Raw genomic sequence first — 13,321 nt, forward strand, 5'->3', positions numbered from 1 at the left:
GATCAGGGTTCGGGAAAGGTCAGATGGAAGGTCTGCTGCTGCCGCTCACTGAACTTCAAGCCCAGATGGCTGGCGGTGCGCATATTGACGGCCAGCAACAGATTCCGCAGCGGAAATTGACCCCGAACAACGGTGCCGGACAGGCTGTCCATGGCGGTCAGGGCCAGGTTGCGCCCCATTTCAGTGGTGTCGGGGTAGAGGGAAAACAAGGCGCCACGCCGCGCATGGGCCAGATTGCTGGAAAAAACCGCCAGGTTGCGGCTCCAGGATTCCTGCAACACCAGGGGCAATATGGTGGACTCGTCCACCGTGGTGGAATCCTGGGGTAGCCACAGGGCATCGCGTTTGGGATCCGCCGTGGCGAGCAAGGACTGGTAACGGCCCAGCGCCGTCCCCAGGTCGCCCGCCTCCTGGGCCACCAGTTCCAGCCCTGTCGCGCGGGCGGCATCCCGTGCCAGACGGATCAGCCAGCCGCTGTTGTTGGGGTCGAAGACCACATGGACCCGGTGCACCTCGGGCATCAGGCTCTTGAGGCGCTCGAACAGCAGGCCGGGGTCTGGCGCCAGGCTGAGCAGGGTGACCTTGCGACTCTCGGCTTCCGGTAGGGATAGCAGGCCGCCGGCGACGATTTTCAATTCGCCATTGACGGCCATGGCTGTCCTCAGGCCGTTGCGGCCGAGGGCGATCACCACCCGTACATCCTGTCGCCGCAATTCGTTGGCGATATCCTGGTTGCTGGAATTCCTGCCGACGAGGAGGCGCGTGACCCGGTTGCGGGCCTTGTCCTCGATGCCTTCGATGATCTGGGTGAAGATGCTGCGATAGGGTTCGGCCGATTCCGGATAGATCACGGCAATCATCGCCCCCGTCGCGATGGCCTCGGTGCCGGCGCGCATGGAAGGCGAATGCCCGGTGGTCGTGTCGAGGGCCAGCAACATCGGGGTGCCCCGTGCTGCTGGCATTTCAGGCCCGGCCGCCCAGGCTGCTGGTACCAGCAGCAGTGACAGCAACAGGGTGGCCGCAGGTCTTGATCTGCTCACTGGACTACCCCCCATCACCATGTGAGGGAATGACGGCGGTTCGTCGCCCCGCGGCTCCGGGCTGTGTAACGAGGCCCTTCGGACAGCCGTACGGGACGCTCATACAGGGAGCCCGTGTCCGGAGGGGGCGACGGGAACCTCCCTGGATGCCCCGAGGGTGTGCGGGTCGCAACGCCCGGATTGCCGACGCAAAAAGGTTATCGATAAGGGGGCTCACGACTCGTGTTCGGGAAGAGGCCGGTCGATGTTACCGCATTCTGTCGCCATGTCCATGCTGCTGTCTCGGGGATTTCGATTACCCTGATAACCCGATTCGATAAGCTCCCCGATGGGCGGGGTCGCAATGGCTCAGGTTTTTCTGGATGCTGCTGCCAATGCGGGATCACTATCATTTATCTCATGACGAAGGCTTGCGCGTAACTATGTCTTTCGGCATAGTTCGTCAGTTTCCCGGCCGATATAAGGGTTCGGATTGAGCTTCTAAAAAATAACAGGAGAGGAAGGATGTCTGTGGTGCCCCTGCGCAATAACCCCATGACTGCCGAGGTGCCGCAGGTCGAGGCCGCGGATTTGGTTGTCGCCTATCTGGAGCAACTGGGCATCGAATATGTGTTCGGCGTGCCCGGGGGCGCCATCGAACCGCTTTACAACGCCCTGGCGCGCAGCGCCCGGCGTGGCGGACCCCGGCCAGTCGTCGCGCGGCACGAAGCCGGCGCCGCTTTCATGGCCGACGGTTATGCACGGGAAACCGGCAGGATCGGCGTCTGCTGCGCCACTTCGGGACCGGGCGCCACCAACCTGATCACGGGCGTCGCCTGCGCCAAGGACAACGGCATTCCCATGCTGGTGATCACCGGTCAGCCCATCATGTCCGCCTTCGGCCGGCACGCCCTGCAGGAGTCGGCCTGTACCGGGATCGACACGCTGAGCATGTTCAGCCACTGCACCCGCTATAACTCCCTGGTTTCCCATCCCGACCAGATGGAGCACAAGCTGGTGGCAGCCCTGATGCGTGCCGCCCGTCCGCCGCGGGGACCGGCCCACCTTTCCGTGCCCCTGGACATCATGCGCAGCCCCATCGTCAGTGCCGAGCCCAGTTATGATTTGCGGCACAAGCTCATGCCGCGCGCCATGTTCGACCACGAGGCCTTTCAGCGCCTGGGCGAACTGCTCGACGCCGCTCGGCACCCGATCATGCTGATCGGCGGCTGGTGCGGCGAGGCCGCCCCTTCCATGCTTCAGTTCGCCCAGCGCCAGGGCGTGCCTTTCGTCACCACGCCAGACGGCAAGGGCCTGGTCAATCCGCGCCACCCTTACAATCGCGGCGTATTCGGTTTCGCCGGTCACGTTTCGGCCGATGCTCTGTTGAGCGACCCCCGTATCGATCTGGTGCTGGCGGTGGGCACCAGCATGAATGAATGGACCAGCAGTGGCTGGAGTGACAGCCTGCTCAATAGCAAGATGGTTCATATCGATTCCAATGAGGAGCACCTGATGCGCTCACCCATGGCCCAACTGCATGTGTGCGGCCATATTCGCAGCATTTTCGACCGCCTGCTGGCACGCATCGAAAGTGAGAAACCATCGTCGCGCCCGCGCCGTCCGGCCGTCGACCCCGAGACCTTCCTGTCTGAGTTCGACCGGGCCCAGATGCGCAGTTCGGCGACGCCCATCACCCCGCAGCGCCTGATGCACGAGTTCAGCACCCGCTTCCCGCCCTCCGTCCGTTACCTGGCCGATGCCGGCAACAGTCTGGCCTGGAGCATCCATTACCTGACACCCCAGGACCAGCGCGTTGGCGAACGGCGGGATGCCCGCAAGACCCATCGCCGCGGCCAGGGGCGCCGCCAGAGCGATGGCGGCTGGCTGCGCCTGACCATGGACTTCGCTCCCATGGGCTGGGCCATCGGCGGCGCGGTCGGCACCGCCGCCGGCAATCCCGACGTGCCCGTGGTCTGTTTCACCGGCGACGGCAGCATGCTCATGAATGGTCAGGAAATCTCGGTGGCGGTGGCCGAGAAACTTAAAGTCATCTACGTGGTGCTCAACGATCAGGCACTGGGCATGGTGAAGCATGGCCAGCGGCTGGCCGACGCCGAACCCATAGGTTTCGAGTTACCCCTTACCGACTTTGCCGCCATGGCCCGAGCCATGGGCGCCGAGGCCCACACCATCCGCAGCCCCGCCGACTTCGCAGTCCTGGATGTCGCCGTTATCTGCAGTCGCCGGGGCCCCACCCTGCTCGATGTGCATATCGACCCGGAGCAGGTGCCGCCCATGAGCCTGCGCATGCGCGCCCTGGGTACGGCGCCATGAGCCAGGAACTGAATGCGGAAACCATCAGTACCCATATCTGGGAAGAAGAGGCGGAAGCGGACAACCCCTACGCCGCCGCCCGTTGCTTCTGCCGGGGCTACGATGTCTTCGGCGATCTGCTGGAACGCGCCGACTACATCGACTATCTCTACCTCCTGTTCAGGGGCGAACGGCCCGCTGCCGCTGCGGCCCGCGCCTTGCGCATGCTGGCGATCGCCCTGGCCAATCCGGGGCCTCGCGATCCCTCGGTCCATGCTGCGATGGCGGCCGGGGTGGGCGACTCTACCGCCGCATCGGCCCTGATGGCGGCTCTGGCGGTCGGTGCCGGTGCCGGGGGCGGCGCCCGGGAGTTGTACGAAGCCATGGTGGCCTGGCAAGCGTCTGGCGCCGATCCGGCAACCCGGCTTGCCCGCCTCGGCACCCGCGCCGCGCCATCCCGGCTCGAAGTCTGGCCGTCGCCGTCCCGCCCCCCCGGTTTCGCGGCCTATGGCAGCACTTGCGTTGCACCGGTGGTGCAGACCCTGACGAGCCTGTCCGCCGTCCTGACTGGCGGCGCCCTGACATGGCTGTGCCAGGAACGGGCGGCACTGGAAGCCGTGGCCGGCCACCCCCTGTCCATGATAGGCGTGGCCGCCGCCGCATTGACCGATCTGGGGTTTGCCCCCCACCATGGGGAAATGCTGTTCCTGCTGCTACGTCTGCCTGGTGCTGCCGCCCACGCGCTTGAACAGCAGGATCTGGGTTTTCGTCACTTTCCCTTTTTTGCCCTGGAACTGGAAGATGATCCGGGCGCCAGCGGAGAATCGACATGACCGACCCCGCCATCCTGGAAGCCCATGCCGGACCACTGCGCTCCCGCGTCGGAGGAGCCTTTCCCGGCCAGCGGGCGGTGTTTCGCGGCCATGATCTGCATCGGGATCTGAAAGATACAAGTTGGCTCGGACTGTATATCTTCGGCATTACCGGGCGGCAGCTCAGTGCTGCGCAATTGCGTTTGCTCGACGCGATCTGGGCCTATACCAGCTACCCGGATGCAAGGCTCTGGAACAACCGCGTCACGGCTCTGGCCGGTAGTGCCCGGAGTACTGGCGCATTGGGAGTGGCCGCTGCCATGGCAGTGTCGGAAGCCGGAATTTATGGTGGCCAGATCATCGCCGCGATTGCCGGGTTTCTGGAGCAAGCCAGACAACGTTGCGAAGCCGGAGAAGCTCTGGAGAAAGTCGTCAAGGATTACCTGCGGATCAATCGTGGCATCCCCGGCTATGGCCGCCCGATACGGCGCATGGACGTTGACGAGCGGAACGGCCCCATCATGGCGATGGCTCGGGCCGAGGGATTGGCCGACGGTCCCTTTGTGTGCCTCGCGCAGCAGATAGAGGACATTCTGCTTGCCGGCCGCTGGCGCATGCGTATGAACTACGCAGTCGTTTCCGCCGCCCTTGCGCTCGACTTAGGACTTTCCTCCCAAGAAAATTACTTATTTACCTTGCCTGCTTTTCTGGCAGGAATGCCCCCCTGTTATCTTGATGCCCTTGACCGTCCGGAAGGCGCGACCCTGCATTTCAAATGCAGACAAATCCACTACACAGGCCCTGCGCGGCGCACCTGGGGCGAGTCTTGAGCAGAAAAAACAGGGCGGGTTGGGAAATAATGGGGCGGATAAACCGTTGCAACAAGAAGGGAGGCGTGTCCATGATCGCAATATCGTCAGTAGTTCCGAAGAGATGGCCATTGAGGTCCCTTGCTGCCTGGATGGCGCTGCTTTTGGGCACCCAGCCGGCGCTGGCCCAATTCGAGGACGAGACGGAGCTCAGTCTGTCCTTCGGCGAAAAGTCCACGGTCAGCATCGCCACCGGCGGGCAGCAATTGCTGTCCCGTGCGCCCGCGGTGGCCAGCGTCATCACGGCGGAGGAGATCCGCAACATGGGGGCCAGGGATATCGACGAAGTCCTGGCCCATGTGCCCGGTCTCCATGTTTCCAAGTCCGAGTCCATCTCCACCTCCCAGTACCTGATACGGGGCATGACCAGCACCTACAATCCCCAGGTGCTGATGCTGATGAATGGCGTGCCCATGACCAGCGTCTATCTGGGCAATCGCACCGATTTCGGTACCAGCCTGCCGGTGGAGAATATTTCCCGGATCGAGGTCATTCGGGGCCCGGGCTCGGCCCTCTATGGCGCCGATGCGTTTTCCGGCGTCATCAACATCACCACCAAGAGCGCCAGGGAAATCGGCGGCACCCGCTATGGCATCGGCCTGGGTTCTTTCCGGACCCACGATCTGTGGGCCCAGTATGGAGGCGAATTGGGCGGCATCGAAGTGGCCTCCTATCTGCGCGTGGGCAGGACCAACGGCCAGCGCCGCAGTATCGACGCCGACGCCCAGACCGCCCTGGATGCCGCCCTCGGGACCCGCGCCTCCCTGGCGCCCGGGGAGATACACGAGGGCTACGGCGCCATCGACGGCCAACTGGACATGAATTATGCCAATTGGCGCCTGCGCCTCGGCTATCGCCTGCGAGATGATGTCGAGACAGGGCCGGGCACCGCCGATGCCCTGGACCCGGTGGGTCGAGGAAAATCGGAGCGCTATACCGCCGATCTGATCTGGCGCGATATCCAGTTCCGCCCGGACTGGGACGTGACGGCCCAGATCAATTTCATGGATCAGGCCAACACCGTTCCGACACCGCTACGGTTGTTTCCCGCTGGGGCGTTTGGCGCGGCCTGCGGCTTCCCCTGTTATCCGGAAGGCATGATCGGCGCCCCCAGCAAATGGGAACGTGCGCTGCGGACCTCGGCCAATGCCAGCTATTCCGGCTGGCAGGACCATCGGCTGCGTTTCGGTCTTGGCCATGATGTGCAGCAGATCTATCGGGTAAAGGAGTTCAAGAATTTCACTTTTGTCACGACCCCCGGGGGGGCTTTTCCCCTTTCCGTTGGGTGCGATCACGGATGTGTCGTCCACCGCGCCCTTCCTGAAAACCGGGTCGCGCAAGGTTGATTACGTCTTCCTTCAGGATGAGTGGAATTTCACCCGGGACTGGACCCTGACTGCTGGCCTGCGCCATGACAAGTACTCCGATTTTGGCGGTACCACCAACCCGCGCCTGGCCCTGGTCTGGGACACGGCCCAGAATCTGACCACCAAGTTCATGTTCGGCCGGGCTTTCCGGGCGCCTTCCTGGATCGAGCTGTACAGCATCAACAATCCCGTGGTCCAGGGCAATCCGGAGCTGAAGCCGGAAACGGTCAGCACCTTCGAGGCGGCCGTCTCCTGGCAGGTGGGCAGCGATCTCCAGGTGAATGCCAATGTGTTCCGCTATCAGTGGGATGACATCATCCGTTTCGTTCCCAACGCGGTTCCCACCACCGGCTCCACCGCCCAGAACTCCGGCAAGCAGCATGGACAGGGCATGGAGCTTGAGGCGACCTGGGACCTGAGCCGGGATCTGCGCCTGACCGGGAGTGTTTCCGCGCAGCATTCCGTCGACGAAACCTCGGGACTGGACGCTGGTCTTGCCCCCCATCGCCGCTACTTTGGTCAGGCCACCTGGCGACCCCTCCCTATGTGGACTCTTGATGCCAGCCTCAATCATGTCGCCGACCGCAAGCGCCAGCCAGGGGACAGCCGCGGCCAGATCGACGATTACACCAGCGTCAATCTGGCCCTGCGCCGGGAGCGGATGTTCGGCAACTGGGAATTCCGTGGGACGGTGACCAATCTCTTCGATGCGGATGTGCGGGAGCCTTCTCTGGCCCCCGCCACCAATCTTCCCTTCGACCTGCCCATGCCCGGCCGTGGCTGGTATGTGCAACTTGTTCATAGCCTCTGAAAGAAAAATCGATGGAACAGAAATTGTTGGGCAAGACTGCCCTGATCACCGGCGGCAACAGCGGTATCGGCCTGGCGACGGCGCGCCTGTTTCGTGATCACGGCGCCCAGGTGGTCATTACCGGACGGGAGGCGGCTACCCTGCAACAGTCCCGGGAGCTGCTCGGCGGCGAAGCGCTGGTACTCCAGCGGGACATGGGCAGGCTGGACGATATCGAGTTGACCATGGCCGACATCAAGCAGCGCTTCGGCAAGCTGGACATTGTGTTTGCCAATGCCGCCATTGCTCGTCCCGCGCCCTTCGCGTTGATTGATGAAGCCCATTTCGACGACATCGCCGGGGTGGATTTCAAGGGAGTGTTCTTTACCCTGCAAAAGGCACTGCCCCTGCTTCAGGAAGGTGCTTCCCTGATGGTGACGACATCGATTTCCAACCAGAAGGGGTCGCCGAACTTCAGCGTCTATGCAGCCTGCAAGGCTGCCCTGCGTTCCCTGGTGCAAACCCTGTCACTGGAACTGGCGGACCGGGGCATCCGCGTCAATGCCATCAGCCCCGGTCCCATCGACACGCCGGGGTTTGGCCGTTGGGAAGTGCCGGACGATGTTGTCCAGGCCGCCCGCCTGGAATTCGAGCGCAAGTCGCCGTTCAAGCGCTTCGGCACGGCCGAGGAGGTGGCCCGGGTGGCGCTGTTCCTGGCCTGCGCGGATTCGAGCTATGTGGCGGGCACGGAAATCGTGGTGGACGGGGCCATCAGCACGGCGCTTCTCTGACGCGCAGGGTCGCCCCCTCTCCCCGCAAGGGGGCGAGGGAAGCGACCCATTCAGGCGTGCCCGTGCGCCCCGGCCTTGGGGCGCGCCGGTTTTTGCCGGATAATGCGCACCCTTTGCCGTTGCCCGGAGTTACGCCGTGTCTGCCCTGGATGTTGAAATCGCCCGTCGCCGCACCTTTGCCATCATTTCCCACCCGGACGCGGGCAAGACCACGCTGACCGAGAAGCTGCTCTGGTTCGGTGGCGCGATCCAGGTGGCCGGCGAGGTGCGGGCGCGCAAGGCCAGCCGTCACGCCACCTCGGACTGGATGGAACTGGAAAAGCAGCGGGGCATTTCCGTGACCTCCTCGGTGATGCAGTTCCCCTACCGGGATTACATCGTCAATCTGCTGGACACCCCAGGCCACGAGGATTTTTCCGAGGACACCTACCGTACCCTGACGGCGGTGGATTCGGCGGTGATGGTAATCGATTCGGTCAAGGGCGTGGAAGAGCGCACCATCAAGCTGCTGGATGTGTGCCGGCTGCGGGATACGCCCATCCTCACCTTCATCAACAAACTGGACCGGGAGGGCCGTGCGCCCATCGACCTGCTGGACGAGATCGAGTCGGTGCTGAATATCCAGTGCGCGCCGATGACCTGGCCCATCGGCATGGGCAAGAGCTTCCGCGGTGTCTATCATCTGCACAACGACATCATCCAGTTCTTCGATCCCCAGGCCGAGAAGGGTACCTCGGAGATCATCGACGGTCTGGACAATCCCCGTCTGGACGAACTGATCGGCACCCAGGCCGAGGAACTGCGTAACGACATCGAGCTGGTGCGGGGCGCGTCCCATGTCTTCGATCAGGCGGCCTATCTGGAGGGGCGGCAGACGCCGGTGTTCTTCGGCTCCGGTGTCAATAACTTCGGCGTGCAGAGCGTGCTCGATGCCATCGTGGACCTGTCCCCGGAGCCCCTGGCCCGTTCCGCCCAGACCCGCGCCGTGCAGCCCCACGAGTCGAAGTTCGCGGCCTTCGTGTTCAAGATACAGGCCAACATGGACCCCAAACACCGGGATCGCATCGCCTTCCTGCGCATCTGCTCCGGCCGTTTCGAGCGGGGCATGAAGATCAAACAGGTGGCCGGTGGCAAGATGCTGGCGGTGAACAACGCCATCACCTTCATGGCGCGGGACCGCACCACCATGGATGAGGCCTACGCCGGTGACATCATCGGTATTCCCAACCACGGTACCATCCGCCTGGGCGAGACCTTCACCGAGGGCGAGGATCTGCGCTTCACCGGTATTCCCTCCTTTGCACCGGAACTGTTCCAGCGGGCCGTATTGAAGAATCCCCTGAAGCTCAAGCAATTGCAGAAGGGACTGCAGCAGCTGGCGGAAGAAGGGGCTACCCAGCTGTTCCGTCCGCTGGGGACCAACGACCTGATCCTGGGCGCCGTCGGCGCCCTCCAGTTCGATGTGGTGGCCCACCGCCTGGAGAACGAGTACGGCGTGGATGCAATCTTCGAGTCCTACAACGTGTCCACGGCGCGCTGGCTCAAGGGCAGTCCCGATCAGCTCAAGGCCATCGCCGACAAGTACCCGATGAACGTTGCACTGGATGGGGGCGATGATTATGTCTATCTGGCATCGAGCCGGGTCAATCTGCAACTGACCCAGGAGCGCTACCCGGATATCGAATTTCTGGAGACCCGGGAAGTCCATTGAACAAGGGCCGCGATATGCGGCCCTTGTTTTTTATACGCCCTGCTTGAGGCTGGCCTCGATGAAGGGGTCCAGGTCTCCGTCCAGCACCTTCTGGGTGTTGGAGATTTCCACGTTGGTGCGCAGGTCCTTGATGCGGGAGTTGTCCAGCACGTAGCTGCGGATCTGGTGGCCCCAGCCCACGTCGGTTTTGCTGGCTTCCAGTTTGTCGGCGTCGGCCTGGCGCTTGCGCAGTTCCAGTTCATAGAGCCGAGACTTCAGCATCGCCATGGCCTCCGCCTTGTTGCGGTGCTGGGAGCGGTCGTTCTGGCACTGGACGACAATCCCGGTGGGTGCATGGGTGATGCGGATCGCCGAGTCGGTCTTGTTGATGTGCTGGCCGCCGGCGCCGGAGGCGCGGAAGGTGTCGATGCGCAGGTCTGCCGGATTGATGTCCACTTCGATGGAATCATCCACTTCGGGGGAGACAAAGAGGCTGGCAAAGCTGGTGTGGCGCCCGCCGGAGGAATCGAAGGGGCTTTTCCGGACCAGCCGGTGCACGCCAGTTTCGGTCCGTAGGTAACCGTAGGCGTAGTCCCCCTCCACCTTGATGGAGGCGCTGCGGATGCCGGCCACGTCGCCGTCGGTCTGTTCCAGTATCTCGGCCTTGAAACCCTTGCGCTCACAGTATTTCAGATACTGGCGCAGCAGCATGCTGGCCCAGTCGCAGGCCTCGGTGCCGCCGGCGCCGGCCTGGATGTCGATGAAGCAGTTGTTGGGGTCCGCCGGGTTGTTGAACATGCGGCGAAACTCCAGGCCCGCCACCACCTGCTCCACCTCGTTCAGGTCCGCCTCCACGGCGGCGACGGTGTCCTCGTCCCCTTCTTCCCGGGCCATTTCAAACAGCTCGTCGCCGTCCTTGAGCCGCTGGGTCACGGATTCGAGGACCAGCACCACATTTTCCAGGGATTTCTTTTCCCGTCCCAGGGCCTGGGCCCGGTCCGCGTCGTTCCAGATCGCCGGGTCTTCCAGTTCCCGGTTCAGCTCGGTGAGTTTTTCCGCTTTGACATCGAAGTCAAAGATACCTCCGAAGTTCATTGCCACGCTGGGTAAGGTCGGCAATGCGGTTGGCGATCTGGTTCAGGCGTTCGGCGTCCATGGCGAGTTTTCCGTAAAAACCGCGATTATAGCGGCCCAGGAAGAGGTACTCGCTGCATCCATGACATGCCCACGATCTGGTGCTCAACCAGCAATGGGCTGCGGCGTGAAGTGTCACGGAGGCAGGCAGAAGCAGGTAAGTCGTTGCGGGAACTGACCGGCGACGCAGGTTCAGGACCGAAGGGGGAGGCGGGAAGAAAGGTCAGGGTAGAGCCTGACAGCTTTCTTTTCGGCTCCGGGAGGCGAACTGGGCCTCATTGGATTTTCTGGCCGGAACCTAAACGCCTGTTCCAGGCAAGGACTGCCGTCCTCGGAAAATCGAGGGCACCGTTCGGCAAGATTGCCGATACGGTACCCGGAGGCACTTCGGATCAGCGGTAGCCGCCAACTGCCATGTTGCGGATCACAACAGACAGATGCGCTACAAGTCCGATAACGATCAGTGTGATGTTGGTGGCAACGAGTTCCATGATGCATCTCCGAAATTTCAGGGGTCGCCAGATTTATTAACTACGCTCTGACGATTCGAATTTTACACACTTTGTTGCAATGCGCAATTTATTTTTTCGCATTGCAACAATATTCGTGAAATAGTTCTCTTTAGTTAGTTTTTTAAATAAAAACATTGAATTATGCTTTTATTGGCTAATAAATAAATATTTCATTAGCTTCTATAATATTTGAATATATTGCGATGCAAATTCGTTGCAAATTGCGATCGCACAATATTTATTTCATGCAAACTGGGGTTGCCGGTTGCGGTGTCCTTGGCAACAGCATGGCTCCATCGTGAGTGGCAGCGCCTCAGCACGTCTGGGCCATTTGAGCAGAACTCGGGCGCTGGTCCGCAGAATTTCTGCTTCCGGCCCGAGGGCGATCCGTTATGGCTTCTTCTGCGCCGTCACAAACGGATGTCCGCCGCCGATATTCCTACCAGTTCAATGGCCCCAGCGATACTGGTAGCCGTTACCGCAGCAGCGATGGTGACACCATGGGTGTAGGCATCAGTGTTGTAGTTCAGGCCCCAATCGCCGGCTATGGTGTTTGCGGCAGCGATTTTGTTATCCAGCAGATCGGCGACAAATCCCCATGTTGCATCGCCCTTGAAGGTATGCGCCGACGCGAGAATGTCCTGGGCCAGCGAACTGCGGGTAGAACTACCGTCTGCCAGTTTGCTGTTCCAGTAGGCTAGTCCGTCCGAATCGGCGCCGTCAGGCCTTCCCAGGACGTTTTTGTAAAAGACATTGATGAAGTCGACATTACTCATGCTGGTAGAAAATCCAGTCAGGCCGGAATACTGAGCCGAAGTACCGGCGGCATAGAAGGACTCCGAGATCTGGCTGATGCTTTGTCCCCCACTCCTTTGTCCAATCCAGTAGGACAGGCCATCGGCGTCCGGTATCCGGTTGAAGAAGGCGACGTAGAGTTCCATGATGTGCTGGACATCGACTTGTGAAGCCGTCGCTATGACATCCTGTACCGTCAGATTAACTGTGAAGTCCGCAAATCGAAGCGATTCGACGTTGGTCGCGGTGTCCGTTCCATCTGCTGCCGTTTTGTCGGTGACCGTATAAGTGCCGCCATTCCTCATCACCGTATAACCGGCAAGATTGTTGCTGAAAACAGCGATATCGCTTCCTCCCTTGCCATCGAGAGTGTCATTGCCGGCTCCACCCGTTAGCGTGTCATTACCGGCGCCACCATTTAGTGTGTCGTCGCCACTGCTCCCGGTCAGGCTTCCGGATACCAGGCTGGTAGCGGTGCTGCTCGCGGATTCCGCTGTGCCATGACCATCGGTGTAGCTGGCGGTGACAGTGATTGCGGTGCCTAATTGGACCTCGGTCAGCAGCAAGGTGGTACTGGTGGCGCCGATGATGGTGTTGCCGTCCGCTTTCCACTGATAGCTGATGGCGCCCAGTCCATCGGCATCGGCCAAGGTATTGGTGGCGGTCAAAGTCTGGCCCAGGGCCGGAGTACCGGAGATGCTGACGCCCCCGGTGGGGGCGTTATTGGTTGGGGTCGGTGTCACTGTTCCCGTCGTGCCGGAAAAGTTCGTCGGCGAGTTGACGCCGGAACTGCCATCGGCATCTAGCGAGAGGGAACCGTCGGTGGGCAGTGATGCGTAGCTGACGCTGCTGACGCCGGCGAAGTTGACGCTGCCGCTGCCGGTGAATAGGAACTGGGCCGGAATGATGAAATCTGGCGTCACCAGCCCCAGATCGGCGAAGCCCTGGGTTGCCAGCAGTACCTTGTGGTTGGCGGTGGCTGTACTGGTCAGGTTGCTCGGGAAAGTGTAGCTATGCGTCGTCCCTCCCTGAGTGGCGGTGATTGACTGTCCCAGCCAGAAGGACTCGCCATTGAAGGGACCCACGGTCAACTCGACGAATTGGATGGAACCGTCGGTGTTGGAGTAGAGCTCGTTGAGTTGATAGAGATGAAAACTCATGGGAGGCACCTCCAAGCTCAGCCTAGTCTTGGCGCCCCCGACTATCAAATATGTTTTGAGTAGGGC

Annotated in this window: 10 protein-coding genes; 7 read left to right on the forward strand and 3 right to left on the reverse strand. The window is 61.6% G+C overall.

Features of this window, described 5'->3' with window-relative positions; genetic code table 11:
- Window positions 1-2: 2 nt before the first annotated feature.
- Entirely contained in the window at window positions 3-1,040 is a 1,038-nt protein-coding gene (locus DENOEST_RS03020) for an ABC transporter substrate-binding protein (RefSeq protein ID WP_170228125.1), read from the reverse strand.
- A 504-nt stretch (window positions 1,041-1,544) separates the two neighbouring features.
- Between DENOEST_RS03020 and DENOEST_RS03025 the strand changes: the two genes are divergently transcribed.
- From DENOEST_RS03025 to DENOEST_RS03055, 7 genes are all read left to right on the forward strand, one after another.
- Entirely contained in the window at window positions 1,545-3,356 is a 1,812-nt protein-coding gene (locus DENOEST_RS03025; RefSeq protein WP_145769936.1) for a thiamine pyrophosphate-binding protein, read from the forward strand.
- On the forward strand, window positions 3,353-4,168 hold the full coding sequence (locus DENOEST_RS03030; protein ID WP_145769937.1) for a citrate synthase family protein: 816 nt from the start codon (window positions 3,353-3,355) through the stop codon (window positions 4,166-4,168). The genes DENOEST_RS03025 and DENOEST_RS03030 overlap by 4 nt, the downstream gene beginning before the upstream one ends.
- Entirely contained in the window at window positions 4,165-4,977 is an 813-nt protein-coding gene (locus DENOEST_RS03035) for a citrate synthase family protein (protein ID WP_145769938.1), read from the forward strand. Before DENOEST_RS03030 ends, DENOEST_RS03035 begins: the two co-directional genes overlap by 4 nt.
- Before the next feature lie 131 nt (window positions 4,978-5,108).
- Window positions 5,109-6,362, forward strand: a complete 1,254-nt coding sequence (locus DENOEST_RS03040) for a TonB-dependent receptor plug domain-containing protein (protein ID WP_170228126.1) — start codon at window positions 5,109-5,111, stop codon at window positions 6,360-6,362.
- On the forward strand, window positions 6,316-7,194 hold the full coding sequence (locus tag DENOEST_RS03045; RefSeq protein WP_170228127.1) for a TonB-dependent receptor plug domain-containing protein: 879 nt from the start codon (window positions 6,316-6,318) through the stop codon (window positions 7,192-7,194). The genes DENOEST_RS03040 and DENOEST_RS03045 overlap by 47 nt, the downstream gene beginning before the upstream one ends.
- Window positions 7,195-7,205: 11 nt before the next feature.
- Window positions 7,206-7,964, forward strand: a complete 759-nt coding sequence (locus DENOEST_RS03050; protein WP_145769941.1) for an SDR family oxidoreductase — start codon at window positions 7,206-7,208, stop codon at window positions 7,962-7,964.
- A gap of 136 nt (window positions 7,965-8,100) precedes the next feature.
- Window positions 8,101-9,675, forward strand: coding sequence for a peptide chain release factor 3 (locus DENOEST_RS03055; RefSeq protein WP_145769942.1), 1,575 nt, complete (start codon window positions 8,101-8,103; stop codon window positions 9,673-9,675).
- 30 nt (window positions 9,676-9,705) lie between these two features.
- On the opposite strand, the gene prfB is transcribed toward DENOEST_RS03055, so the two are convergent.
- A protein-coding gene (gene prfB / locus DENOEST_RS03060) for a peptide chain release factor 2 (RefSeq protein WP_145769943.1) occupies window positions 9,706-10,810 on the reverse strand; the annotation gives its coding sequence in 2 pieces (ribosomal slippage) (window positions 9,706-10,728 and window positions 10,730-10,810; 1,104 coding nt in all).
- Between the two features lie 900 nt (window positions 10,811-11,710).
- Entirely contained in the window at window positions 11,711-13,255 is a 1,545-nt protein-coding gene (locus DENOEST_RS03065) for a DUF4214 domain-containing protein (protein ID WP_170228128.1), read from the reverse strand.
- Between the last annotated feature and the right edge of the window lie 66 nt (window positions 13,256-13,321).

Origin of the sequence: Denitratisoma oestradiolicum, assembly GCF_902813185.1 — a bacterium.
Lineage (GTDB): Bacteria > Pseudomonadota > Gammaproteobacteria > Burkholderiales > Rhodocyclaceae > Denitratisoma > Denitratisoma oestradiolicum.